Raw genomic sequence first — 24936 nt, 5'->3', positions numbered from 1 at the left:
ATGTCAGCCGGGTTGCCTCCGCCGCGCGGTCCGGACCCGCGCACCGCACGAGGGCGAGCACCAGGTGCGCCGCCCGCGACGGCCGACGTCGAGGAAGTAGTTGGAGCAGCCGGGCGCCGGGCAGGCACGCAGGCGCCGCCGGTCGCGGCCACCGAACAGCTCCACCGCCTGACGGGCGATCTGGCCGACCGCCGCGACCCCGCCCGGCACGTCACCCTGGACGCCCAGCTCGGGTTCGGACCGCGGCCGCCACACCAACGCCGGCCAGTGCGGTGCCCCGGCGACCGCGCTGTTGAGGACGTTCAGCGCCGTGGCCCGGTCCGGGACCGGCGGGAGCCCCTGGCGCCGGTCCCCCGTCAGTTCGCCCGCCAGGCCGCGGACCGCGTCACGCAGCCTCCGCAAGTCGTAGGCCGCCATGCGGGCGCTCAACGGGGTCGCCGACGCCAGCCAGTGCGTGAACGACGGGTGCTGCTGGGGCAGCCTCGGCGCGATCTCCCGGATCCAGTCCATCGTGGACTCCGAGGTCGCCAGGACGTCGGTGACGCCGCCCGGGCCCGACCACACCGTGTTCATCAGGTCGACCGGCAGTTCCTCGCCGGTGAGCCGCGCGTGGTGCGGTGTCGTCAGCATTTCTTCACCTTCTTCCCATGAGCCGGGTGTCCCGGCGCGTAAGAACCGCCGAAGATCAGGTGCTAACGTCCGAGACCGCGGCTCGAAACTCTCGAGGTAGGGCATGAGCGACTGGGACGCACTGAACGAGTTCCTCCGGACCGATCCGCGGGACATCGGGTGCGACCTCGCCCTCGACGCGCTCCCCGCCTACTCGGAGATGGCCGCCGCCGGCGAGAACCCCGACGAGCTTTTCCCCGGCCTGGCCGCGCACCTGAAGTCGTGCCCTGCCTGCTCCCGCGATCACGAGGCACTGGTGCGCGCGATCCGCCAATTCGGTGGCGACGAACTCCGCTGACCGGTCAACCTCGCAGCTGCTGCGACGGCGACGCGTGGCTGTTGACCCGCTGCTTGCCGAAGAAGCCGATCTCGCCCTCGGTGTGGATGCGCTCGATCATGTGCGGGTAGTGCAGCTCGAACGCGGGCCGCTCGGAGCGGATCCGGGGCAGCTCGGTGAAGTTGTGCCGCGGCGGCGGGCAGGACGTCGCCCACTCCAGCGAGTTGCCGTAGCCCCACGGGTCGTCCACCGTGACGATCTCGCCGTACCGGTAGCTCTTGAAGACGTTCCAGATGAACGGCAGCGTCGAGGCGCCGAGGATGTACGCGCCGATCGTGGAGATCGTGTTCAGCGTCGTGAAGCCGTCGCTGGTCAGGTAGTCCGCGTACCGGCGCGGCATGCCCTCGGCACCCAGCCAGTGCTGGACGAGGAACGTGCCGTGGAAGCCGATGAACGTGGTCCAGAAGTGCCACTTGCCGAGCTTCTCGTCCATCATCCGGCCGGTGATCTTCGGGAACCAGAAGTAGATGCCCGCGAACGTCGCGAAGGCGATGGTGCCGTAGAGGACATAGTGGAAGTGCGCGACGACGAAGTAGCTGTCCGACACGTGGAAGTCGATCGCCGACGCGGCCAGCAGGATGCCGGTCAGGCCGCCGAAGAGGAACGTGACGATGAAGCCCATCGAGAAGATCATCGGCGTCTCGAAGGACAGCTGGCCCTTCCACATCGTGCCGATCCAGTTGAAGAACTTCACGCCGGTCGGGACCGCGATCAGGAAGGTCATGAACGAGAAGAACGGCAGCAGCACCGCACCCGTCGCGTAGAGGTGGTGCGCCCAGACGGAGAACGAGAGCGCGGCGATGGCCAGCGTGGCGAAGACCAATCCCTTGTAGCCGAAGAGGGGTTTGCGGCTGAACACCGGGAAGACCTCGGACACGATCCCGAAGAAGGGGAGCGCGATGATGTAGACCTCGGGGTGGCCGAAGAACCAGAACAGGTGCTGCCACAGGATCACCCCGCCGTTGGCCGGGTCGAACACGTGCGCGCCCAGCCGTCGATCGGCCTCCAGCCCGAAGAACGCCGCGGTGAGGACGGGGAACGCGACGAGGATCAGGATCGACGTCACCACGATGTTCCAGGTGAAGATCGGCAGCCGGAACATCGTCATGCCGGGCGCGCGCAGCGAGACGACCGTGGTGATCATGTTGACGGCGCCGAGAATGGTGCCGAGGCCGCTGACGATCAGGCCTATGATCCACAGGTCGGTGCCGGGTCCGGGGGTGTGCGTGGCTTCGGACAGCGGCGTGTAGCCGGTCCAGCCGAACTCCGCCGCCCCGCCGGGGGTGAGGAAACCCGAGACGACGGTCAGGCTGCCGAAGAGGTAGAGCCAGTACGAGAACGCGTTGAGCCGCGGGAAGGCGACGTCGGGCGAGCCGATCTGCAGCGGCAGGACGAAGTTCGCGAAACCGAACAGGATGGGCGTCGCGTACATCAGCAGCATGATCGTGCCGTGCATGGTGAACAGCTGGTTGTACTGCTCCTGCGAGAGGAACTGCAGCCCGGGACGCGCGAGCTCGCTGCGCACCAGCATTGCCATCGCCCCACCGATCATGAAGAAGGCGAAGGCCGTGACCAGGTACATCACGCCGATCTGCTTGTGGTCCGTGGTGCTCATCAGGCGCAGCAACGCCGAGCCCTTCACGGAACGGCGCACGGGGTACGGCCGGGTGACGATGGGGCCGGGCGCGGTGGTCTTCATGGTTTTCTCCCGTCGGGCAACGAGCTTTCCGGCGGCTCCCCACCGGCGACGAAGGCGGTTCGCGGCTGCTGCACCGAGGCCAGCGAGACGATGTCGCGGCCGAACAACCCGGCGGTCAGCCAGACCGCCAGCACGCGGACCTTGCGTTCCCAGGTGGGGATGGCCAGCACGTGGTAGCCGCGGTGGATCAGCCAGGCGAGCGGTCCTTTGAGCACGAGCCGCCGGTACTGGAAGATGCCGTGCCCGATGCCGAGCACCGCCACGGCGCCGAGGCTGCGGTGCCGGTAGTCCTTCGGTTTTCCGCCGCGCAGGGTCGCGGCGATGTTGCGGGCGAGCAGCTTGCCCTGGCGGACGGCGTGCTGGGCGTTGGGCACCGTGCGGGTGCCCGGGACCGGTGCGGTGAGGTCCTCGATCCCGGCGTCGTCCCCGGCGGCCCACGCGTCGGGGACCGGTTCGCGGTCGGTCCCGACCCGGAGGTCGGGCCGGACGAGGAGGAACCCGCGCTCGTCCACCGGCAGGTCGGTGTGCCTGCCCACGACCGGGTTCGCCGCGTTGCCCGTCGTCCACACGATGAGCTCCGAGTCGAACTCTTCGCCGGTGGACAGCACGACGCGCCCGCCGGTCGCCGACTCGATCCGCGTGTTCAGGTGCACCTGCCCACCGCGCTGCCGCAAGAAGCGCACCACCCAGCGGCCGGGCGGGCCGGTCACCTCGGGCAGGATCCGCGCGGACGCCTCGACCAGGTGGAACCGCAGTTCGTCGCGGTCCAGTTCGGGATAGCGCCGCAGGACCGAGGACGCCAGCGACAGCAACTCGGCGAAACCTTCGACGCCGGAGAAGCCGCCGCCGACCACGGTGACCGTGAGCAGCCTCTGCCGCTGCGGTCCCGGAGCCAGCGTGGCCGCCCGGTCGAAGGACGTCAGCAACCGGTCGCGGATGGCGACCGCCTCCTCGACGTGCTTGAGCCCGATCGCCTGCTCCGCGACGCCGGGCACCGGGAACTTGCGGGTGACCGCGCCCGCGGTGACCACCACGAGGTCGTAGCCCAGTTCGAACGCGTCGCCGTCGGCGGGCCGGACCGTGACGACCCGGTGCTCGTGGTCGATCGCGGTGACCATCCCGGCGACGACGCGCGTGCGGTGCAGGTGGCGGCGCAGCGACACCGCGGCGTGCCGGGCCTCGATCGAGCCGGCCACCACCTCGGGCAGGAACGGCTGGTAGGTCAGGTACGGCCGCGGGTCGACGACCGTGACCTCGGCCTGGCCCCGCCGCAGCTTCTTTTCGAGTTTCCAGGCGGCGTAGAAGCCCGCGTAGCCGCCGCCGATGATCAGGATCTTGTGCATGACGTCCCGCCTCACCCGGGAAGACGGCCGAGCGACAGGATCGACGTCCGGCGGCGCAAAGCGAGCGCGGCGACCAGCACTGCCGCGGCGCTCGCGGCCACCTGGAGCGTCACGGAGACTTCGAAGAGCCGCGCCAAGGACGCTCCGGAGTGCACGATGACACGGAGGCTCGCGGGTCCACCGAGTGCGAAGTGGAACAGCAAGCCCAGGACCAGTGAGCCGGCCGCCGAGGCGAGGACGAGACCGGCGCCGTCCCGGGCCGCGACCCGGAAGTGGCGCGTGACGCCGATCGCGGGACCGACGATGCCGAAGACGGCGAGGCACGCCCCTTCCAGCAGGGCGACGCCGCCGGCGAGCAGCCCCAGCAGCAGGAAGTCGGCCAGCACGAGCACGGCCTGCGCCGTGACCGCGGCCGCCATCAGCCGGTCCACCCTGGCGACCAGCCGTGGCAGGTGGAGCACCGCCTTGCCGTTCACCGCGTTCGTCATGGTTCCTCCTCCTAGCGCCCGGCGGGGACGACAGGGAGGCCCCCGGCCCGTGGGGAGCGAGACCGGGACGCGGCACCACTGCCCGGCAGTGGGGGCATCACTGTCGAGTGCTTTGCGCCGGACCGGCCGGACTTCTTACCGCCGGAGCACGGCCCGCCGTCAGGCGTAGCGGCCGGAGAACTGCGAACCGTCTTCGGCGTGGGTGAACCGCAGGCCGACGATCGAGCCGTTCTCGACCAGCCACCGCAAGTCGTACGAGGCGCGGTAGCTGGGTGGCCAGAACGACGCGAAGCGGCCGTGGCTGTCGACGTACCATTCCCCGCGCGTCGGGTGGCCCCGCTCGACGTAGGTGGTGACGCCGTCGGCGTCGAAGACTTGTTCGGCGCCGTCGTCGTAGACGATCCGCCCGGCCGTCAGTGCGGCGACCAGGTTCTTCGTGGTCACTTGCTCGCCGTCGGCGGGGCTGAGTGACTCCAGTGAACGGGGCATGGCACTCCTTTCAGGACTGGCCGCCGACCGAGGCGTGGAGGGCGGCCCAGCCGGCCGCGAACTTCGCGACGCCCTGCTGCTCGAGCGTGGTGTACACGTCGTCGAGGTCGATCCCGGCGGCGGCGACGGCCGCGATGTCCGCCGCCGCCTCTTCGCTCCGCCCGGTGACCTGGTCCCCCGCGACCTCGCCGTGGTCGGCGAACGCCGAGAGCGTCGCGGGCGGCATCGTGACCACGGTTCCCGGTGTGATCAGGCCGGTGACGTACTTCGTGTCCGGGTAGGACGGATCCTTCACCCCCGTGGACGCCCACAGGAGCCGCTGCGGTCGGGCGCCGTCTTCGGCCAGGCTCCGCCACCGGTCGCCTTCCCACACCTCCGCCAGGGCCTGGTGCGCGAGCCGGGCGTTGGCCAAGGCGGCGCGGCCCCGCAGCTCCCGGACGCCCTTGGCGTCGAGACGCATGTCGACCTCGGTGTCCACTCTCGACACGAACAGCGAGGAGACGGAGTGGATCGACACGAGGTCGTGGCCGTTCTCGCGGGCCTGCTCGAGCCCGTCGACGTAAGCCGCCCCGACCTCGGCACAGCGGCGTGCCGAGAAGACCAGGGTGACGTTCACGTTCACCCCGGCCGCGAGGGCGCCCGTGACGGCCCGGACACCCGCGCGCGTGGCCGGGATCTTGACCAGGAGGTTGGGCCGGTCGACGAGCTCCCAGAGCTGGACGGCCTCCGCGATGGTCGCGGCGGTGTCGTCGGCGAGCTCGGGGTTCACCTCCAGCGACACCCGGCCGTCGACGCCGGCGGTCCTCTCCCAGACCGGACGCAGCACGTCCGCCGCGCGCTGGACGTCCCAGATCATCACCGCGCGGACGGCCTCCGCGACGTCGATCCCGTTCGCGGCCAGGCGGTTGAGCTGGAGAGCGTAGCGGCTGCCGCGGGCGACGGCGTTCGCGAAGATCGTCGGGTTCGTGGTGACGCCCGTGACCGAGCAGTCCCGCACCAGGCGTTCGAACTCGCCGTCTTCCAGGATGTCGCGGGAGAGTTCGTCCAGCCAGATCGCGACGCCGGCGTCGCCGAGCGCGCGGAGCTTGTCCTCGGTCACTTGGTCTGGTCCCGTTCCAGCGCGGCGGTCTCCTCCGGCGGGTCCGGTGTCCACAGTGAACCGGGCACGGCCCGGCCGCCGGACCCGAGCTTGTTCATCTTCTTCGGCACCGGTGCGCCCTGGTAGTCGAGCGGGGTCGAGGCCAGGGGCTGGTGGACCTCGATGAACGCGCCGTGCGGCAGGCGTTTGATGATGCCGGTCTCGACGCCGTGTTCCAGCACCTCGCGGTCGGCCCGCTGCAGGCCCAGGCAGATCCGGTAGGTCACGTAGTAGGCGATCGGCGGCGCGAGCAGCACGCCGATGCGGCCCGCCCACGTCGTCGCGTTCAGCGAGATGCGGAACTGGTCGGCGATGATGTCGTTGAACCCCGACAGCTCGATGACCAGGAGGAACCCGATTGCCATCATGCCCAGCGAGGTGCGGACCGGGGCGTCGCGCGGCCGCTGGAGCAGGTTGCGGTGACCGGTGTCCTTCGCGAGCTTCCGCTCGATCCACGGGTAGAGGATCAGGATGCCGAACAGCAGCGGCATGCCGACGGCGCCCGGGAAGAACACCGCCGGGATCGTGTGGTTCCCGAGGTAGACCTCCCACGCGGGCCAGATCCGGAGCATGCCGTCGGCCCAGGCCATGTACCAGTCCGGCTGGGAACCGGCCGACACCTGCGCCGGGTTGTACGGGCCGAAGTTCCACACCGGATTGATCTGGAACAGCCCTGCCATCAAGGCGGTCACGCCCGTGACGAGCACGGCGAGCGCGCCGCCGTGGAGGGCGAACTCGGGCATGATCCGGATGCCGACGACGTTGGTTTCCTTGCGGCGCACGCCCGGGAACTGCGTGTGCTTCTGGTACCAGACCAGCGCCAGGTGCACGCCGGTGAGGGCGAGGAGGATGCCCGGCAGCACGAGGATGTGCAGGGTGTAGAGCCGCGGGATGATCTGGTCGCCGGGGAACTCGCCGCCGAAGAGCGCCCAGTGGATCCAGGTGCCGACGACGGGCACCGAGAGCACGATGCCCGACAGCGTCGCGCGGATGCCCGTGCCGGACAGCAGGTCGTCCGGGAGCGAGTAGCCGAAGAAACCCTCGAACATGCTGATCAGGAGCAGCAGCACCCCGATGACCCAGTTGGCCTCCCGCGGGCGCCGGAACGCGCCGGTGAAGAAGATCCGGAAGGTGTGCAGGAGCGAGGCGGCGATGAAGATCAGCGCACCCCAGTGGTGCAGCTGCCGCACGAACAGCCCGCCGCGGACGTCGAAGGACAGGTCCAGCGTCGTGCGGAAGGCCTGGGACATCTCCAGACCCTGCATGTTCGTGAAGCTGCCGTGGTAGACGACTTCCTGCATCGAGGTGTCGAAGAAGAGCGTCAGGTACACGCCGGTCGCGATCACGAGGAGGAAGCTGTACAGCGCCACCTCGCCGATCAGGAACGACCAGTGGGTCGGGAACACCTTGTTCATCTGGTGCCGCAGGCCGTTGGCCAGGTGGTACCGCTGATCCGCGTTGCCCGCGGCCTCCCCGAGGCGCCGTTCGAGCGCGCCGGTACCCCTGGTCGGCGTGGTCAATGAGCTCATGCTGCATTGGTGTCGCCGTCGGCGCCGGTCTTACGCCTCGAGCTGGAACGGCCGCCGCCAGACGAGGACGGCGACCGTCCCGGCGAGGATCGGGGCGGTGAGCCCGAACGGGATCGGGACCACGGGGTCGGCGAGGACGAGGATTCCCGCCAGGGGCAGGACGGCGTTGACGACGCGGTCGGCGTGGGGCCGGATCGCGAGAGCCCAGACGCCGAGGACGAACACGGCGAGCGGGATCGTGGCGGCGAACGACGCGAACGGCTGGTGCAGTGCGGAGTGTCCCGTGAGGACATCGATCTCGACCTCGATCCCCGCCGAGAACGCGCCCGCGGCGGCGAAGACGAAAAAGTGCCCGTACACGTACGCCAACGAGCCCGAGACGTCCGTGATGGCGTGGTGGTGCGGTGGCCAGAAGTACATCCACCACAGGGCCGCCGTGGCGATGAGCACCAGCACCGCGATGCCGAGGAGCCGGCCGGCCGACTCGACGTCGTGCTGCGCGGAGATGATCGCGTTGGCGGAAGCCAGCAGGCTCTCGCCGAGGAGGATGAGGGTGAACAGGCCGTAGCGTTCGGTGATGTGGTGCGGGTGCCACGGCGTGGTCCCGGTGCGCTCGGCGACGATCGGCACGGCCAGTTCCGCCACGACGAGCACGACCAGGGCGATGGTGAGTTCGCCGGCGGGCAGCAGCAGGGAACCGAGCCACAGCACCTGCACCACCGCGATGCCGGCCGCGTAGCCGCGGGCGGCCCGGCGGGTGGGGCCGGGCCACCGGGCCGCGCGCAGCCACTGCGCGATCAGGGCCACGCGCATCACGACGTAGCCGATGACGAGCACCGAGTAGTCGTGCTCGTCGAACGCCGGTCCGATGCCGGACGCGAAGACGAGCACGCCACCCATCTGCAGGATCGTCAGCACCCGGTACAGCCAGTCGTCGGTGTCGAAGGACGTGGCGAACCAGGTGAAGTTCATCCACGCCCACCAGATCCCGAAGAACACGAACCCGTAGCCGGCGATCCCGTCCAGCGCGTGCCCCTCAGTGAGCCCGTGGTGCAACCGCCCGGCGGCGATGCTCACGGCGACGACGAAGACGAGGTCGAAGAACAGCTCCAAAGTGGACGCCGCCCGCCCGGCCTCGGCCGGGTCCCGCGGTCCCATCGGGACGAGCCGGAACCGGGAATGGGCTGTCATGACGCGGTTCTCTCCTCGACGTGGCGTGCTGACCGGTGTCCACTCAGGACGCGGCGATGCCTTCCCCACCGGCCGCGTCCGGCACCGCGGTCGTGCCGACCGCCGTCAGGCCGCCGTCGTGGCCGATGCGGAACGCGGCGACTTCCCCGTTCTTCCCGCCCTGGGCGTAGAGGAACTTCCCGTCGCCGGACGCGGTGAGGTCGATCGTCCCGGCCGCGGCGGCCGTCTGGCCGGTCACGGCGGCTTGGCCGTGGCCCACCTGGTAGGTGGTGATGGTGCCGCTGCCCGCGTTGGCGACGTAGGCGTGGTCGCCCACGGCCGCGATCCAGCAGGACCCTTGCTGGCCGGTGGCCACGGGCGCCGAGAGCGTCGCCCGCCCGGTCCGGTCGAGGCGCGCCGAGACGAGCGCGTTCGGGCCCGCTTCGGTGAGCAGGACCCGGCCGTCGCGACCGAAGACGAAGCCGAACGGCACCGACCCGGCACCGGTCGACGTCACCGTCGCCTCGGCGGAGAGCCCGGACACGGGGTGGACCGAGTAGGCCATCAGGCTGTCCCCCACGGCCTTCGTCGCCACCACGACGTGCGACCCGTCGGGCGTGAACTCGACCTGGGCGGGCGTGTGGGTGAACTGCGGCACGGCGTCGGGGTCGAGCCCCAGTTCGCGGTGCTCGCCGGGCACCAGGTGACCGCCGAGGTTCCGGTAGCCCTGCAGCGAGCCGCCGTGCAGCGCGTTGAGGACGTACACCCGGTCGCCGTGGACCGCGACGCTCACCGGGAACCGCCCACCGGAGGCGACGGTCTGGATCCGGGTCAGGCGGCTGCCGTGCACGGCGAACACCGTCACCGTGTCGCTGCCCGAGTTCGTCGCGAACAGGAGGTGGTTGCGCCTGTCGTAGACCAGCGAGCCCTGCGACGCCTGGTGGTCGACGACGGCCCCGTCCAGCACGCCGCCGAGACCACCGGTCCGGTAGACAGCCGACTGCGTGAGCGTTCCGTCGGCGGACCGGAGGTAGGCGACGACGGCGTTGCCCGCCGGGCTGTCCGTTTGCACGAACACCGCGCCTTGCCCGGTGGCCGCGGCCGCCGACGGCGCCGTGCTCGTGACGGCCGCCAGGACAGCGGCGGCGCCGAGTGCCACGCGGGTGAACAAGTGTCTTGCCATTCTCTTGCGGGTTCCTTTCCAGTGGTGACGGGGAACGGCGAACTCAAGACTTCGACGGCCGCTGGTTTGCGCGCAGGACGACCGGACCGCCGTTGGCACCCCGGACCGCGCGATCGAGCGCGGCCGCGGCCTCGGCCAGCGGCAGCGCCAGGCCCACCGAGAGGGTCAGCCTGCCCTCACCGAGCAGGGCGCTCAGCTTCGTGAGCTGGTCGGTGTCCGGGCGGACGTAGACGTCCGCGAAGCTGACGCCCCACCCGGCCGACCGCGGGTCGCCCGTGATGGTCGCCAGCCGGCCGCTTTCGCGCACCGCCCGGACGGCGTCGGCGCTGCCGCCGGGTACCGCGTTGAGGGCGGTGTCGACGCCGGCGCCGCCGGACCACTTGCGGACCTGGTCCGGCCAGCTCCGGTCGCGGTAGTCGACGACCTCGACCGCGCCGGACCGCGCCACTCGATCGGCGCTCGCCGGTCCGGCGGTGGCGATCACCCGGGCGCCACGCAGGACCGCGAGCTGAACCGCCAACCCGCCGGTCGCGCCTCCCGCGCCGTGGACGAGCAGCGTCTCGTTCTCAGCGACTCGAAGCGATTCGGAGAGAGCTTGCTCGGCGGTCAGGGCGGGCACGGGGAACGCCGCCGCCGTCTCCCACGGCACGTTCGGGGGTTTGGCCACGATCAGGTCGGCGTCGACCACCACCCGCTCGGCCCAGCAGCCCTGGTGACGCAGCGGGAGCGGGTGGCCGAGGACTTCGTCACCCGGCCGGAAACCCGTCACGCCAGAACCGACCGCGACGACCGTCCCGGCCACCTCGACGCCGAGCGCCATCGGCGGGGTCAGCCCGACGTCCCACCCGCCCGAACGGACGATGTCGTCCCAGTTGCCGACGCCGGCCGCCGCGACGTCGAGCACCACTTCGCCCGGCCCCGGGCCGGGCGGCTCCGGCAGGTCGAGCAGCTCGACCCGGCCACCGATTTGCCGCACACCAGCGCCCAGCACCACGATTCTCCGCCTCACATCGAGCAGCGAGCCACCGAGTTCGGTGACCGTCCCGGGTGGGACAGTGTTTCTGCGTACGATGTGCGCGTCTTCTTACGCCCGGGGCGAAGATCAGGCCTGGAACGCCCGGATGCCGTCGAGCGCCATGTCCAGTGCGATTTTCATCGGGGTGACGTCCTGTTTGGTCTGCGCGAGCAGGTACCCGCCCTGCAGCGCCCCCATCAGCCCGACCGCGAGCCGCCGCGGGTCGGCGTCCGGCCTCAGCTTGCCCGCGGCTCGCATCCGCTCCAGGCCGTCCGCGATCAGGCCCTCCCACGTCGCGAAATGCGCGGCGAGTGCCGTGCGCGCTCGTTCGTCGCGATCGGACAGTTCACTCGCCAGGGAACCGAGAGGACAGCCGTACGCGCCGTTGTGGAGGGCGTTGTGCTGGACGACCGCGTCCCGCCACCGCTCGAGTCCGCGCATCGAGTTCAGCCGCTTGAGCTGCCCTTCGTGCCAGGCGAGCAGGTCCTGCGCCCGCCGGCCGATGACCTCTTGGACCAAAGCGTCCTTGTCCGGGAAGTGGTGGTAGAGCTGCGACTTGCTCGTGCCGCTCGCCGCGCGGACGTCGTCCAGCGTGGTCGCGGTCGCGCCCTTCACGGACATCAGCTCGACCGCCGCGTCCAGGATCCGGGCTCGGGTCGCCGCGCCCCGGGCCGTCAACCGCGTGCGCTCCGGTTCTGCCACACCGTCAGGCTACCCCACCGGACCTGCGAAGACGGACATCACGTGGCGCAGCACCATGGCGAACTGCGCCAGCACCTCGTCCGGCGGGCCGGCGTCGCGGGACCGGGCCATCGCGCCGACGAGCGCCCCCGTGACGGCGGTCGCCGGCTCCGCCGGCGGCACGCACGGGGCGAGCGCGCCCCGGTCGCGCAGCCGCGAGAACGCGTCCCCGAGCGCGGACTGCCACGGGGCGAGGTGCGCCGCGAGCGCCCGGCCGACGCGGTCGTCGGGCCCGGTCGTCTCGTGCGCGATGATGCCCAGCGGATATCCGGCCGGGACCCGGGTCGCGCGGTAGGCGGCCACGACGTCGTCACGCCATCGGCACAGGTCGTCGAGGCCGGTGGCGGCGGTCAGCCGGTGGCCGGGGTCGGCGAAGACCTCGTGGACCTGGTCGCGCACCACCTCCGCGACGAGCTCCCCGACGTCCGCGAAGGACTCGCGCAGCCAGGACTCGTCCACGCCCGCCAGCGCGGACGTCACGTCGCGGGATTCGGCAGGCGTCCGGGTGGATCCACCATGAACCACACCGTATACTGGACCACAGCGTCCATGCAGATCGCGGCGGACGCCGCCCGTAATGCTTCCGTAAGGTGCGGCCCATCGGGTTTTTCGTGGACCGTGCAGTCCAGCTGTAGACCGTACTCAAGGCCTCCGGTGCGGTAACCTGACGGCCGTGGACGCACCGGAGGGCACGACGCAGACAACCCGGCTGACCGCGCGTGGCGCGGCGACCCGGTCCCGCATCGTGCGGGCGGCTGTCGACCTCATGCAGGTCAACGGGGTGGCCGCGACCACGCTCGACGACGTCCGGGCCGCCAGCGGCACCAGCAAGTCGCAGCTGTACCACCACTTCCCCGACAAGACCGCCCTGGTGCACGAAGTCGTGGCGGTGCGAGGCACGCAGCTCGTCGGGCAGCAGGGGGACCAGCTGCGGCGGCTGAACTCGATCCGCGACCTCGAACGCTGGCGCGACGCGATCGTCCGGCGCGCCGCCCTCCGGCACGACGTCCACGGCTGCGCGCTCGGCTCACTCGCCGCCGAACTGGCCGACCGGGACGAAGAAGCCCGCGTGCTGCTCGCGAAGTACTTCGAGATCTGGGAAGAACTGCTGGCCGAGGGGCTGATCCGGATGCGCTCCTCGGGCGCGCTCCGGCCGGACGCCGACCCGGGGAAGCTCGCCACGTTCCTGGTGGCCGCACTGCAGGGTGGTTACCTCCTCGCGCGGATGGCCCGCTCGGCGGAGCCGATGAAGCAGACCCTCGATCTGGCGATCGACCACGTCCGGAGCTTCCGCGCCACGTAGTCGCCACACCACAGCAGTGGACGATAGCGTCCAAAAACCACCCGGGTCGATGTGTACTGCGGCCCGCCCGTCCGCTAGTGTTCGGGGCATGTCGGGTGACCGGACCGGGAGGCACGCCGAGGACGCGCACCGGCTGGCCGTGACCGCCTCGATCGACCTGGTGCGCGACCGCCCGCTGGGCGAGATCACCCTCCCCGAAGTCGCCGCCGCGAGCGGCGTCCCCGAGCCGAAGCTCCGGCAGGTCTTCGCGGACGAAGAGGCCCTCATCGAGGCCGTGGTGCGCGCGCAGGTGGACACCGTGCTGACCGGCCAGAAGGCGTTGCTGGACGGAGTGCGCTCGCTCGCGGACCTCCGGGCGTGGCGCGACAAGCTCGTCGAGGACAACCAGGTCACCGGGGGCGTCGGCGGTTGCCCGATCGGCTCCCTCATCGGCGAGCTCGCCGGGCGCCACGACCGCGGGCACCGCGCGCTGGTCGCCGGGTTCGCGGCGTGGGAAGGCCTCCTCGCCGGGGCCTTCCGGCGCATCCAGGAACGCGGGGAGCTCGACTCCCGCGTCGACCCCGGCACGATCGCCACCGCCGTCATGGGGGCGCTGCAGGGCGGATTCCTGCTCGCCAGGACCACGCGTGACCCCGGGCAGCTGGCCACGGTGCTCGACGTGTCGCTCGAGCATCTGCGGGTCGCCCCGGCCGGCACTTCCCTGCCCCGCGCGCATTCACTGTCGACAAAGGACGACTGATGAAGATCGGTCCGCTCGAAGAAACCGACCGGGAACGCTGGGAAACCCTGGCGCGCGGCTACAAGGAGTTCTACCGCACCGAAGTCCCGGACGAGGGTTACGAGCGGACGTGGCGGCGGCTGCGGCGGGCCGAGGACGTGTTCGGCTGCGCCGCCCGGCTCGACAGCGGCCGGATGGTCGGTTTCGCGCACTACCTGTTCCACGCCAATCCGTGGGCGGCCCGGTCGTGTTATCTGCAGGACTTGTTCGTGGCGGAAACCGAGCGCGGGCGCGGTGTCGGGCGGGGCCTGATCGAGTACGTCGCCCAGGTCGCCCGTGACCACGGCGCGGCGCGGCTTCACTGGCTCACCCAGCAGGACAACGAACGCGCCCGGCTGCTCTACGACAAGGTGGCCGTCGCCCGCGGTTTCATCAGCTACGACCGCTTTCTGGACTGAGCCCGCACCGGCCGCCCGCCCGCGAGGCGGGACGGGCAGCCGGTGCGTCCGCGGTCTACATGAAGGTGAACAGGCGATCCGCGTCGAACCGCGAAATCGGGCCCTTGTAGGCCTTTTCCTCGTCGGGGTAGCCGAGCGCCAGCAGCACGGTCGTGGTGTGCCCGGTTTCGCGGATCTTGAACGCCTTGTCCACACTGGTCGGGTCGAACCCTTCCAGCGGCGTCGCGTCGAAGCCGAGTTCGACGGCCGCCATCATGGCCATCCCCATCACCAGGTACGTCTGCTTTTCCATCCAGTGGTTGAGATCCTTGTAGGCGTAGTTGCGCAGGTTCAGGAAGTCCCGCGTCATGTACTGCCACATCGCGCGCTTCGCCGGATCGGGGAACCGGCCGTCGGCGTCCTCCTTGCCGAACACGTCGTCGAGGTGGCTGTCCGGCACGTCCGCCCGGGTGGTGAGGATGAGGGTGTGCGACGAGTTCAGGATCTTCGCGCCGTTGTCCTGGAACCGCTCCCCCAGGTTGTCGGCGAGCTGCCGCTTGGCTTCGGCCGACGCGAGGACGTAGAAGTGGTTGGGCTGGATGTTCGTCGACGTCGGCGCCGACCGCATGAACCGCAGCAGCTGCTGGAGGGACTCCTCCGGAATCGTTTTGCTGCCGTCGAACGCCCTCGTGAGGTGCTGGTTCATGAGCTTGTCGAGATCCATGGCGATCTGCCTCTTCTTCCGAGTGGTGGTGGAGGTACGTCAGTGCTTGGCGCCGGCGATCAGTGCGCCGATCCGGTCGAAGCCCATGCCCGCGGTGGCGGCCGCGAGGTCGCCCGCGACGAGCGCCTTCGCGGCTCGTTCGAGTGCGGCCATCGCGCCGGCGTACAGGAACGGGCCCAAGCTGATGCGCTTGACGCCCGCCTGCCGCAGTTCATCGACGGTCAGCACCTTGTCCGCGGGTGACACGAGAACGTTGACCGGCGTCGGCGCGACCGCCGTGACGATCGCGCCGAGTGCGCCGAGGTCGGGAGGAAACGGCGCGTACACCACGTCCGCGCCGACCTCCGCGAAGGCCGTCAAGCGCCGGATCGTGTCGTCGAGATCCGGCCGGCCCTGGATGAAGTTGTCGGTGCGCCCGGTGACGACGATGCGCCGTTTTGCCGCGGCCACGGCGGCGCGCACGCGGTCGACGGCGTCGTCGAAGTCGCGGATGGGCCGGGCTGGATCGCCTGTGGTGTCTTCGATCCCGATGCCGGCCAAGCCGTGCTCGACGGCGGCTTCGACGGTCGCCGCGACGGCTTCGGGTGTGTCGCCGTAGCCGTCCTCGAAGTCCCCGTTCACCGGCAGCCCGGTGAGCCCGCCGAGCAGGCGGGCGTGCTCGAGGTGCTCGTCGCGGCCGACTTCGTGCCGGCCGTCGGGCCGCCCGAGTGTGGCGGCCAGCGCCCCCGACGACGTCGCGACGGCCTCGAAACCGGCGTCGGCCAGGAGCAGAGCCGAGAGACCGTCCCAGGCGTTCGGCAGGACGAGGCCGCCGTCGCGGGTGTGCAGCGCCATGAATTGCTCGTAGAGCGCGGAGCCCGGCATTTCGCACCTTTCCTGGTTCGGCCGCTCAGGCGGGGATGTCGATGCCGGTCTGGTTGACGTTGTTGATGTAGTTGGTGAGCAACGCCTGCACCGCGACCGCGACGATCGCCAGGATCTGGGGGTCGGTGTACCCGGCCGCCCGCACGGTGGCGAGGTCCTCATCGCTGACGCGGCCGCGGCTGTCCACGAGCCGGTGCGCGAACCGGGCGGCCGCGGCGCGCTTGGGGTCGACCGAGCCGCCGGCGCGGCTCAACGCGATGTCCTCATCGGACATCCCGCCGAACTCGGACGACACGTGCGTGTGCATGGCCAGGCAGTAGTCGCAGCCGTTCGCTTCCGAGACGGACAGGGCGATGCTGTGCCGGGTCCGCGCGTCCAGCACCCGGCTCAGCTTCCCCTGCAGGGTGGTGACGACTTCGAGCACGGCCGGGTTCGACGCGATGAGGGTGAACATCGCCGGGACGAAGCCGAGCTGCGCGCCGACCCCTTCGAGGATCTGCCGCGATTCGGCGGGGACGTCCTCGGGAACGGCCAATCGTGACACGGTGAATCAACCTCCGATGGTGTGTGAGTCTTGAGCGTCGGCCCGGTGTCCGCTCTTACGGCTTATCATGGACTAATTAGTCCACAGTTGAGCCGGGAGAAGATCATGGACGCGCGGCCGGACCGGTCACTGCACTGGCGGCCGGCCTTCCCGGTGGACGCGAAGCTGACGCTCAAGGCCCTGCGGCGCGGACGGCACGATCCGGCCCACCGCGAGGAGGCCGACGGCCTGTGGCGGACGGCGTTGACCTCGACCGGGCCGGTCACCTACCGGATCCGGCAACACCGCCTCGACGACCTGGAAGTCGACGCGTGGGGCCCGGGCGCCGACGAGCTCGTCGAGCACATCCGCGCCGAACTGGGTGCCCACGACCACCCCGAGGAGTTCCGGCCCGCCCACCCCGTACTCGACCGGGCTCGGCGCCGGCTGCCGGGCCTGCGCGTCCCCCGCACGGGCCGGGTGTTCGAGGCGCTGGTGCCCGCGATCCTCGAGCAGCGGGTCGTCGGCCTGGACGCCCAGGCCGCCTGGACCCGGTTGCTGCGCGCACACGGCACGCCGGCGCCGGGCACCGCTCCCGCCGCGATGCGCGTCATGCCTCACCCGGAGGTGTGGGCGAAGATCCCGGTCTGGGACTGGCGGCGAGCCGGAGTCGACCTGCGGCGATCGCGGACGGTCGTGCTCGCCGCCCGTCACGCGGGCAAGCTCGAACGCGCCGCCGCCGACCCTGCCGGGGTCTACCGCCTGCTGTCGGCGATGCCGGGTATCGGGGTGTGGACGGCGGCGCAGGTCGGGCACCGCGCGCTCGGTGACGCGGACGCACTCCCCCTCGGCGACTTCGACCTCGGCCGGATGACCGGATTGGCGCTCGCGGGCCGCGCCCTGGCCGACAAGGAAGTCGAAGCGTTCTACCGGCCCTGGCGACCGCACCGGTACCGGGTGGTCCGCGTACTCGAACTCACTCCCGGCCTCGCCCCGCGGCGCAGTCACCGGGCCCCGCGCGCGGCCGTTCCGCTGAGGAAGCCGGTCTCGGGGTGTGGACAGCGGCGCAGGCCGGGCAGCGCGCACCTGGCGACGCCGAGCCGCTCCCGCTCGGCGACTGCGATCTCGGCCGGTCGGGCCCGCGCGCGGCCGTTCCGCTGACGCCGCCGGGCGTCGAGGCGCGCACCGTAGCGCAGGCCGGGCAGCCCACACCCGCCGACTTCGACCTCGGCCGCCCAGGCCCCGCGCGCGGCGCTTCCGCCGACGAGCGCGTCAGCGCCGCGGATCGCGGGCGGCGACCACGGTGAACACGGTGGCCACGAGGGCGAGCGCGCCGTACCCGATGGCGATCTGCGGCAGGGAGAACGTCGCCGAAAGCTGACCGGCGACCAGGGCGGGAATCGTCGCGCCGGAGTAGGAGAGCAGGTAGACCACCGTGAAGATCGGGGCCCGGTCCGCCACGCCGCTGCCCGCCAGCAGGCCGCGGGTGGCCGCGCTGATCGCGATGCCCTGGCTCGCCCCCGCGACGACGGTCGCCGCGAAGAACAGCACCAGCGCGCCCGTCGCGATCGCCGCGATGATGCCGATCATGCCCGCCAGGAAGCCGAGCATGCCGGCCCGCTGCGCCACCGCGGGCGCGAACCGGCCGCTGATCGGCGCACCCAGCGCGCTCGGTCCCATGTACGCGGCGAACACCAGCCCCAGCGCCAGAGGGCTGCGCGTGTGGAGCTGGTCCGCCACGAGCGCGGGCACGAACGCCTGGTAGAACGCCCCGGTCGCCCAGGTCGCCAGCAACACCGCCGCCGCGACCGGGACCAGGTGCTTGACCTCGGCCGGTACGCGGATCCGGGGACGCAGGGATCGCCAGACGCCCGGCTCCGGGGTCACGGTTTCCGGGCTGACGAAGATGAACACGGCCGAGAGCAGGAGCAGGCCGATCACCACGAGGTAGATCAGCTCCCGCGGCCACGGACCGAACTGCACGAGCGCGCCGGAGCCGATGGCGCCGACCGCGAGGCCGAGCATGACTGTCTGGCTCGACGCGACCGAAGCGAGCCAGGCCGGTCTGGCCGGTGCGGCGTCGACGATGTAGGACGTGAGACTGCTGCTGGCCAGGCCGGCACCGAAGCCCATCAGGAGCCGCCCCGCGATCAGGACGCCGACGTGGTGCACGTCCAGCAGCAGCACACAGCCCAGCAGGAGCAGGCCGAGGCTCGCGATCGACGTGGGCCGCCGCCCCAGGTGGCCGGACACCCGGCCCAGCACCAGCAGCGTGCCGAGAGTCGCGACGGAGTAGGCGACGACGGTGATCGAGATATCGGCGTTGGTGAAGCCTTCCTCGGCCCGGTAGACGTTGAACAGCGGGATCGTGGAGCCCACCGCCGCGAACGACACCACGAGCGACACGACTCCGGCCGGGAAGGCCCGGGAAAGCCGTTCGCCGCGCCGGGCGGCACTCGGTGCCACGTCTCGCATCAGATAACGCCTTTCTCGCCGGGAACGCGGCTTACATTGGACCATGCAGTCCGCTTTGGCGTGACGCCGTGGTGCTCCCACGCGTAGCCCCACAAGTAGGACGTCGCGTACGAGCGGTACGGCCGCCAGGGCTCACTTCGCCGCTCCGCGGCCTTCGGCGTGATCGCGTGGTCCAGCCGGTCGAGCGCCGTGATCGCTTGGCGCACGGTGAGATCGTGGGCCAGGAAGACGTCCGGCCGGTGCAGGTAGTGCAGCAGGAACCGCTGCGCCGACGACGGGCCGAGCCCCGGCAGCGCCTCGAGCCGGGCCCGGACTTCGGCGTCGGTCATCGTCGCGAGCAGGCCCGGATCCAGCAGGCCGTCGCCCGCGTGCCGGGCGAGCACCCGGAGCGTTTCGGCCTTCTGGTGCGACAAGCCGACGTCGCGCAGGGCCTGCTCACCGGCCGAGACGACCTGCTCCGCGGTGATGGAACCGCCGAGGTGCTCGACGAGCCGGTGGTGGATCGCGACGGCGCTCGCCCTGCTCAGCTGCCGCGAAGTGACGGCGAAGGCGAACCACTCGAGCGGGCTGCGCACCTCGACGGGCAGGTGCGTCTCGTAGGCGTCGATCGGCCCCGCCGACCGCACCCACGGGGCCAGCGAGTCGTCCAGCGAGCCCAGGTACCCGGCGGCGGCACACTGTTCCTCGGTCGCACGCTTTCCAGTGCGGGTCATGGTCACGGCTCCAGCTTCGCAGACCTGGACCAGATAGTCCACTCTGCGGCATGATGCCCGGCAAGACGACCACCCGGAACGGAGTGACCACCATGTCGACACCCACAGCCCTGATCACCGGCGGCACCAGCGGGATCGGGAAGGCGGCCGCCGAGGCCCTGCACGGCCGCGGATACCGCGTCGCGGTCACCGGCCAACGCCAGGAAAGCGTCGCCCGGGCACGGAAGGAGCTGCCGGAGGACGTTCTGGTCCTGCGGGCCGACGCTCGCTCGCTCGCGGACACGGACAAGGTCATCGCCGAAGTCGGCGCCCGGTTCGGGAGCCTGACCACGCTGTTCCTGAACGCGGGCGTCAGCCTTCCGATGACCCTGGACAGCTACGACGAAGCCGCGTACGACGAGGTGTTCGCCGTCAACACCAAAGGCCAGTTCTTCACGCTGGCCAAGGCGTTGCCGCTGCTGACCGACGGCGCGTCCGTCATCGTCACCGTCGGCATCGGCGCCACCCGCAGCCTCACCGGCAACAGCGTCGCGGCCGGGTCGCACGGCGCGATGCTGGCCATGCTCCCGACCCTCGCCCTCGAGCTCGCCCCGCGCCGCATCCGGATCAACGCGGTGAGCCCGGGATTCACCGACACCCCGATGACGCGCACCGCGCTCGGCACGCAAACCGACGACGTCGCGGGGACGATGACGGCGATGGCGGAGCAGAACCCGTTCGGCCGCCTCGGCCGCCCCGAGGACATCGCGGGCACCGTCGCGTTCCTGGCTTCGGACGAGGCCGCCTACGTGACCGGTCAGGAAATCGTGGTGTCGGGCGGTGCCGGGCTGGCCATCTGACCGCGGCCGGCGGTGCCCGGGACGACCGGCCGCCGCGACCGCGGCAGCCCCTCGACCACCAGCCGGTAGGAGTCGAGCACGAGCTCCTCGACCAGTTCCTCGTCGACGGTGCCGCCACCCGTCAGCGTGATCCAGTGCTTCTTGTCCATGTGGTAGCCCGGGGTGATGTCCGCGTGCTGCTCGCGCAGGGCCGCGGCGTGGTCCGGGTCGGCCTTCAGGATCACGACCGGGTGACCCGGCAGGTCGGTCATGAGCAGGAAGACCTTCCCGCGCACCTTCCAGAGGCCCCAGTCGGGCGCGGACCGCCGCTCGAGTTCGGCGTCCGGAAGGCTCGCGGCGCGATCACCGGCGATCCGCTGCACCTGCTGTCCGTCCATGTGCTCGGCTCCTTCGGGTGGACCTGAGTGGACTAAGTAGTCCATAGTAGCCTCAACCGGACAACAGCACGAAGGGAAGTGGACCGGATGAAGGCGATCGTGGTGACGGACGAGGCCGCCGGCCGGGCGGGGATGACACTGGCCGAGCGTCCCGATCCGGACGTGGCGAAGCTGGCCGACCTCTCCGGGGCGAACTACGGTGACGTGGTCGTCGAGGTCCACGCGTCGGGGTTCACCTGGGACGAGCTGTCGTGGCCCTCGACCTGGGTCGACCGGCGCGGCCACGACCGGACGCCGTCGATCCCCGGGCACGAGGTGGCCGGCGTGGTTTCCGCGCTGAGCTACGGCGCCGCCGGGCTGTCGGTCGGCCAGCGGGTGTTCGGCCTGACGGACTGGACTCGCGACGGAACCCTGGCGGAGTACGCGGTCGTCGAAGCGCGCAACCTGGCGCCGCTGCCCGGTGACGTCGACTTCACCACCGGCGCGGGCGTGGTCATGTCCGGCCTCACCGCGTGGCAGGGCCTGTTCGTGCACGGCCGCCTGGAGGCGGGACAACGCGTCCTCGTGCACGGCGCGGCCGGCGCCGTCGGCTCGATGGCGACGCAGCTCGCGCGCGAGGCGGGCGCCTACGTCATCGGCACCGGACGCGCGGCCGACGCGCACACCGCACGGGAATTCGGCGCGAACGAGTACGTCGACCTGGAGAACGACGAACTGGCGGACGTCGGCGGCGTGGACCTGGTGTTCGACGTGTTCGGCGGCGACCTCGGGGCCCGCTCGGCACGTTTGGTCCGGCCCGGCGGAACGCTGGTCACGATCGCCGGCCCGCCCGAGGTCCGGCCCGCCGACGGCCGCACGATCGACTTCGTGGTCGAGGCCGACCGGACCCAGCTGGGCGAGATCGTGCGGCGGGTCCGCGACGGGCGGGTGCGGGCCAACATCGGCACCATCGCGTCCCTGGACGACGCCGTCGCCGCCTTCAACCCGGCCGGGCGCAAGAAGGGGAAGACGATCATCCGCGTGCGCCCGTAGCCGGGTCAGGACAGGAATTCGTGGGCCACCAGGTGGGCGCGGATGTTGCGCCGGGCGTCGAACATCGCCTTGTAGATGGCGTTGCGGTTGGTGTCCAGTTTCGCCGCGAGGGCGTCCATCGGGATGTTGTCGATGGCCAGCGCGACGAAGACGGTCCGCTGGCGTTCGGTCAGCGCGTTCTCGATGGCGCGGCCGAGCGCGGCCCGCAGCTCGTTGGCCTCGACCTGCCGCAGCGGTTCGTCGCCGGCGGCGGCCGGCGCGCGGCCGGTCTCGCCGCCGTCGGGGAACACGCGGTGGTCGCGCCAGAAGTGCCTGCCGACCTTCGTCGACACCTCGAGGATGACGAACTTGAACGCCCAGGTCTTGAACTGCGCGTCGCCGCGGAACTCGCCGATCTTGCGGGTGATCCGCATGAGCGCGTCGGCGGCGGCCTGGTGGGCCAGGTCCTCGAGCTCCGGGCCGGTCAGCCGCAGGGTCGGCGACCTGCGGACGGTCTCTCCCCGCGCGATCTTGAAGAGCATCGCGTACAGCCTGCGGCAGGCGGCTTCGAAGGTCGGGCTGCCCGGGCTGAGTTCCCGGACCCAGTTCGCGGATTCGGGGTCGAAGCTCCGCCCGTCGACCAGGACTCGTCCGTCCACTTCCGAGGCGGTCATGCGAACCGGGGTTTCGGCCCGGTGCCGGTGGTGCGTCTCGACCGGACGTGGAACACACCTGACGTCACGCCGCCTCCCCTCTCCACGATCGATCTTCGGCACCCGCTCGAACACGCTGGGCAAGCGCCTGGGGCCACTATCATTATTAGCAAAACAGGACTAAAAAGTCCAGATTACGGCGCCGATCTCACGGCCGCCGCGATAGCGCCCGAGACGAACATGGCGGCGGCGCAGACCACGCACACCAGCCGGTAACCGGGCAGGAACTCCCCGGCCTGCGTGTAGGAATCACCGGTGAGCCCCACCAGCGGGGGAAGACCCGCGACCCACACCAGGCCGGCGGTGCGCGCCACGGTGTTGTTGACCGCGGACGCGACGCCGACGTGGCCGCCCGGCAAGGAGGACAGGGCGACGGACGTCAGCGGCGCCACCATCGTCGCGGTCCCGAGGCCGAACACGCACTCGAGCGGGATCGCGACGCTCCAGAACCCGGTCTCCGGCCCCACTCGCAAGGCCAGCAGCGCGGCCGTGCCGCACAGCACGGGTCCGATGGTCAGCTGCGGTCCGGGCCCGATCCGGGCCGCGAGCCTGCCGCTGAGCCTCGACAGCGCGAGGCTCAGGACGGTGACCGGCACCATGGTGCTGCCCGCCTCGGCGGGGCTGTACCCGGCGACCGTCTCGAGCGCGATCGTGAACATCAGGGAGAACACGGCGAACGCGCCGTAGATGACGAACGTGATCACGTTGATGGCGACGAACGGCCTCGACCCCAGCGCCGCCGCGGGCAGCATCGGCGACGGCGTTCGCCTTTCGTACCAGGCGAACCCGGCCCCCGCGCCGACGGCGACGACCGCACTCCCCCAGCCCCATGGCCGCGTGGGCTCGGCAGGCAGCACGGTCAACGCGTACGTCGCCGCCGCGAGGGCGGCGAACGCCAGCGCCGAACCACCCCAGTCCATTCCGGACGAACCTTCGTCGCGGGTCTCCGGGAGGTGGCGCAGGCTGACCACCAGCACGACGACCGCCACGGGCACGTTGATCAGGAAGATCCAGCGCCACGACCCCAGCGACAACAGCCACCCGCCGGCGAACGGCGCGAGCACGCCCGCGATCCCGGCGAACCCGGACCAGGTGCCGATCGCCACCGGGCGGTCGCCGGGCGCGATCGTCGACTGCAGGATGGCCATGCTCGCGGGCGCCATCAGCGCACCGCCGACGCCCTGCAGGATTCGCGCCCCGACCAGGGTTCGCACGTCGGGAACGGCCGCGCACAGCACCGAGGCGAGCGTGAAGACCGCGACACCGGCGAGAAAGATCCGCCTGCGCCCGTACCGGTCCCCCAGCCCGCCGGCGAGCAGGATCAGCGAGGCGAGGCTGAGCGTGTACCCGGTCACCGTCCACTGCAGCGACGCGAAGCTCGCGCCCAGGTCCCGGCCGATGTCGGGAAGAGCAACGGTCACGACGCTCGCGTCGATGCCCGCGATGCTGGCGCCGAGAACCGTCGCGACCAGGATCCGGCGGCCTTGCCGGGAGCGGACCGGAAAGCCCACCGGTCTCGACAGGACAGCTTCCGAACCGGTCACGGTGAGCCCCCTCCACGTGCTGGCGGTTACGGCCGGGGCACCACCCGATCGAGGTCGGCGACTTCGGCCACCGTCAGCCGGATGTCGGCCGCGGCCACGTTCTCCGCCAGGTGCCGGACGCTCAGCGTGCCCGGGGTGGGCAGCATCGCCGGCGACCGGTTCAAGAGCCACGCCAGCGCGATCTGGGCGGGCGAGACACCGCGCCGCCGGGCCGTCGCGGCCACCGGTCCGTCCACAGTGGCCAGTGTGCCGGTCGCCAGCGGCAGCCACGGGATGAACCCGATGCCCACCGACTCCGCGTAGTCCACGAGCGGGTCGGCCGCGCGGTCGACGAGGTTGTATTCGGCCTGGACCGTCGCGATGTCGGCGTGTTCACGGGCTTCCCGCAGCTCGGCCAGTGTCACCTCGGCCAGCCCGATCCGCCCGATCTTCCCTTCGCGCTGCAGCTCGGTGAGCAGGCCGAGCTGGTCGGCGATCGGCGCGTGCGGGCTGAACCCGTGCAGCTGGAACAGCGGGATGCGGTCGAGCTTCAGGTACCACAGCCGCGTCTCGATCTGCTTCCGCAGGAACGAAGGCCGCGGCAACGGCTCCCACTCCCCCTGGGGCGTCCGGAGCAACCCGCCCTTGATCATCAGCAGCAGATCGTCGGGGAACGGGCTCAGCGACTGGGCGATCAGCTCTTCGTAGTCGAACGGCCCGGACGACTCGGCGACGTCGATGAGGTTCACCCCGAGGTCGACGGCCTCCCGGAGGACACGCTTGGCCTCCGCGGCGTCTTCGGGATGACTCCAGACGCCGGACTCGCTCATCTGAGCGGTCCCGAGCCCGAGCCGGGTGATTTCGTGTCCGCCGATCGAGTAGGTACCGCATCGGTCGGGAAGGGTTCCGGGCATG

The 24936-nt window shown here is 71.1% G+C and carries 28 protein-coding genes; 7 read left to right on the top strand and 21 right to left on the bottom strand.

Features of this window, described 5'->3' with window-relative positions:
* Positions 1–3 precede the first annotated feature (3 nt).
* Positions 4–630, bottom strand: a complete 627-nt coding sequence (locus tag EIY87_RS40025; protein ID WP_158641449.1) for a CGNR zinc finger domain-containing protein — start codon at positions 628–630, stop codon at positions 4–6.
* A gap of 103 nt (positions 631–733) precedes the next feature.
* Here EIY87_RS40025 and EIY87_RS40020 point away from each other — a divergent pair, with 103 nt between their 5' ends.
* Positions 734–967 (top strand): hypothetical protein, encoded by a 234-nt coding sequence (locus EIY87_RS40020; protein ID WP_125315181.1) that lies wholly within the window; start codon positions 734–736, stop codon positions 965–967.
* A gap of 4 nt (positions 968–971) precedes the next feature.
* Here EIY87_RS40020 and ctaD read toward each other — a convergent pair whose 3' ends face one another.
* From ctaD to EIY87_RS39965, 11 genes are all read right to left on the bottom strand, one after another.
* A complete protein-coding gene (ctaD, locus tag EIY87_RS40015) occupies positions 972–2705 on the bottom strand; it encodes an aa3-type cytochrome oxidase subunit I (RefSeq protein WP_125315180.1) in 1734 nt (577 codons plus the stop codon).
* Positions 2702–4048, bottom strand: a complete 1347-nt coding sequence (locus tag EIY87_RS40010) for an NAD(P)/FAD-dependent oxidoreductase (RefSeq protein ID WP_125315179.1) — start codon at positions 4046–4048, stop codon at positions 2702–2704. Before EIY87_RS40010 ends, ctaD begins: the two co-directional genes overlap by 4 nt.
* A gap of 11 nt (positions 4049–4059) precedes the next feature.
* Positions 4060–4536 (bottom strand): hypothetical protein, encoded by a 477-nt coding sequence (locus EIY87_RS40005; protein ID WP_125315178.1) that lies wholly within the window; start codon positions 4534–4536, stop codon positions 4060–4062.
* Positions 4537–4695: 159 nt separating this feature from the next.
* A complete protein-coding gene (locus EIY87_RS40000) occupies positions 4696–5025 on the bottom strand; it encodes a hypothetical protein (protein WP_125315177.1) in 330 nt (109 codons plus the stop codon).
* Positions 5026–5035: 10 nt separating this feature from the next.
* Positions 5036–6124 carry a transaldolase gene (tal, locus tag EIY87_RS39995; RefSeq protein WP_125315176.1) on the bottom strand — a complete coding sequence of 363 codons (1089 nt, stop codon included), beginning with the start codon at positions 6122–6124 and terminating at the stop codon, positions 5036–5038.
* Positions 6121–7692 carry a cytochrome bc1 complex cytochrome b subunit gene (gene qcrB, locus EIY87_RS39990; protein ID WP_125315175.1) on the bottom strand — a complete coding sequence of 524 codons (1572 nt, stop codon included), beginning with the start codon at positions 7690–7692 and terminating at the stop codon, positions 6121–6123. Before qcrB ends, tal begins: the two co-directional genes overlap by 4 nt.
* Before the next feature lie 30 nt (positions 7693–7722).
* The gene (locus tag EIY87_RS39985; protein ID WP_125315174.1) at positions 7723–8883 is read right to left on the bottom strand and encodes a low temperature requirement protein A; all 1161 of its coding nucleotides are present in this window, start codon (positions 8881–8883) and stop codon (positions 7723–7725) included.
* 43 nt (positions 8884–8926) lie between these two features.
* Positions 8927–10045: a lactonase family protein gene (locus tag EIY87_RS39980; protein WP_125315173.1), complete on the bottom strand. Its 1119-nt coding sequence runs from the start codon at positions 10043–10045 to the stop codon at positions 8927–8929.
* Positions 10046–10088: 43 nt separating this feature from the next.
* A complete protein-coding gene (locus EIY87_RS39975) occupies positions 10089–11036 on the bottom strand; it encodes an NADP-dependent oxidoreductase (protein ID WP_148106223.1) in 948 nt (315 codons plus the stop codon).
* A 111-nt stretch (positions 11037–11147) separates the two neighbouring features.
* A complete protein-coding gene (locus EIY87_RS39970) occupies positions 11148–11762 on the bottom strand; it encodes a TetR/AcrR family transcriptional regulator (RefSeq protein ID WP_225440352.1) in 615 nt (204 codons plus the stop codon).
* A 9-nt stretch (positions 11763–11771) separates the two neighbouring features.
* Complete coding sequence (locus EIY87_RS39965; RefSeq protein WP_125315171.1) at positions 11772–12281, bottom strand: hypothetical protein; 510 nt, start codon at positions 12279–12281, stop codon at positions 11772–11774.
* 193 nt (positions 12282–12474) lie between these two features.
* Between EIY87_RS39965 and EIY87_RS39960 the strand changes: the two genes are divergently transcribed.
* The 3 genes from EIY87_RS39960 (at position 12475) to EIY87_RS39950 (ending at position 14280) form a co-directional block, all read left to right on the top strand.
* Positions 12475–13104, top strand: coding sequence for a TetR/AcrR family transcriptional regulator (locus EIY87_RS39960; RefSeq protein ID WP_225440351.1), 630 nt, complete (start codon positions 12475–12477; stop codon positions 13102–13104).
* A gap of 88 nt (positions 13105–13192) precedes the next feature.
* Positions 13193–13843: a TetR/AcrR family transcriptional regulator gene (locus tag EIY87_RS39955; RefSeq protein WP_158641448.1), complete on the top strand. Its 651-nt coding sequence runs from the start codon at positions 13193–13195 to the stop codon at positions 13841–13843.
* Positions 13843–14280 carry a GNAT family N-acetyltransferase gene (locus EIY87_RS39950; RefSeq protein WP_125315169.1) on the top strand — a complete coding sequence of 146 codons (438 nt, stop codon included), beginning with the start codon at positions 13843–13845 and terminating at the stop codon, positions 14278–14280. The genes EIY87_RS39955 and EIY87_RS39950 overlap by 1 nt, the downstream gene beginning before the upstream one ends.
* A gap of 55 nt (positions 14281–14335) precedes the next feature.
* On the opposite strand, the gene EIY87_RS39945 is transcribed toward EIY87_RS39950, so the two are convergent.
* From EIY87_RS39945 to EIY87_RS39935, 3 genes are read right to left on the bottom strand one after another with little or no spacing between them, the layout of a single operon-like run.
* Entirely contained in the window at positions 14336–14983 is a 648-nt protein-coding gene (locus EIY87_RS39945) for a nitroreductase family protein (protein ID WP_125315168.1), read from the bottom strand.
* A 39-nt stretch (positions 14984–15022) separates the two neighbouring features.
* Positions 15023–15847 carry an isocitrate lyase/PEP mutase family protein gene (locus EIY87_RS39940; RefSeq protein ID WP_125315167.1) on the bottom strand — a complete coding sequence of 275 codons (825 nt, stop codon included), beginning with the start codon at positions 15845–15847 and terminating at the stop codon, positions 15023–15025.
* 25 nt (positions 15848–15872) lie between these two features.
* Positions 15873–16391: a carboxymuconolactone decarboxylase family protein gene (locus EIY87_RS39935; RefSeq protein ID WP_125315166.1), complete on the bottom strand. Its 519-nt coding sequence runs from the start codon at positions 16389–16391 to the stop codon at positions 15873–15875.
* 105 nt (positions 16392–16496) lie between these two features.
* Here EIY87_RS39935 and EIY87_RS39930 point away from each other — a divergent pair, with 105 nt between their 5' ends.
* A complete protein-coding gene (locus EIY87_RS39930) occupies positions 16497–17531 on the top strand; it encodes a DNA-3-methyladenine glycosylase family protein (RefSeq protein WP_191984440.1) in 1035 nt (344 codons plus the stop codon).
* 111 nt (positions 17532–17642) lie between these two features.
* Here the strand turns inward: EIY87_RS39930 and EIY87_RS39925 are convergent, their stop codons facing one another.
* Positions 17643–18845 carry an MFS transporter gene (locus EIY87_RS39925; protein ID WP_125315165.1) on the bottom strand — a complete coding sequence of 401 codons (1203 nt, stop codon included), beginning with the start codon at positions 18843–18845 and terminating at the stop codon, positions 17643–17645.
* Complete coding sequence (locus EIY87_RS39920; protein WP_125315164.1) at positions 18845–19558, bottom strand: DNA-3-methyladenine glycosylase family protein; 714 nt, start codon at positions 19556–19558, stop codon at positions 18845–18847. Before EIY87_RS39920 ends, EIY87_RS39925 begins: the two co-directional genes overlap by 1 nt.
* A gap of 92 nt (positions 19559–19650) precedes the next feature.
* Here EIY87_RS39920 and EIY87_RS39915 point away from each other — a divergent pair, with 92 nt between their 5' ends.
* On the top strand, positions 19651–20397 hold the full coding sequence (locus EIY87_RS39915) for an SDR family oxidoreductase (RefSeq protein ID WP_125315163.1): 747 nt from the start codon (positions 19651–19653) through the stop codon (positions 20395–20397).
* Here the strand turns inward: EIY87_RS39915 and EIY87_RS39910 are convergent.
* On the bottom strand, positions 20355–20774 hold the full coding sequence (locus tag EIY87_RS39910; protein ID WP_125315162.1) for an MmcQ/YjbR family DNA-binding protein: 420 nt from the start codon (positions 20772–20774) through the stop codon (positions 20355–20357). The genes EIY87_RS39915 and EIY87_RS39910 overlap by 43 nt on opposite strands.
* Positions 20775–20861: 87 nt before the next feature.
* Between EIY87_RS39910 and EIY87_RS39905 the strand changes: the two genes are divergently transcribed.
* A complete protein-coding gene (locus EIY87_RS39905) occupies positions 20862–21806 on the top strand; it encodes an NADP-dependent oxidoreductase (protein ID WP_125315161.1) in 945 nt (314 codons plus the stop codon).
* Positions 21807–21811: 5 nt separating this feature from the next.
* Here EIY87_RS39905 and EIY87_RS39900 read toward each other — a convergent pair whose 3' ends face one another.
* From EIY87_RS39900 to EIY87_RS39890, 3 genes are all read right to left on the bottom strand, one after another.
* Positions 21812–22459 carry an RNA polymerase sigma factor gene (locus tag EIY87_RS39900; protein ID WP_125315160.1) on the bottom strand — a complete coding sequence of 216 codons (648 nt, stop codon included), beginning with the start codon at positions 22457–22459 and terminating at the stop codon, positions 21812–21814.
* 173 nt (positions 22460–22632) lie between these two features.
* On the bottom strand, positions 22633–24042 hold the full coding sequence (locus EIY87_RS39895) for an MFS transporter (protein WP_125315159.1): 1410 nt from the start codon (positions 24040–24042) through the stop codon (positions 22633–22635).
* Between the two features lie 26 nt (positions 24043–24068).
* Positions 24069–24935 carry an aldo/keto reductase gene (locus EIY87_RS39890; protein WP_125315158.1) on the bottom strand — a complete coding sequence of 289 codons (867 nt, stop codon included), beginning with the start codon at positions 24933–24935 and terminating at the stop codon, positions 24069–24071.
* Position 24936 lies beyond the last annotated feature (1 nt).

Origin of the sequence: Amycolatopsis eburnea, assembly GCF_003937945.1 — a bacterium.
Taxonomy (GTDB): Bacteria; Actinomycetota; Actinomycetes; order Mycobacteriales; family Pseudonocardiaceae; genus Amycolatopsis; species Amycolatopsis eburnea.
This window is presented reverse-complemented; position numbering and strand designations above follow the sequence as displayed.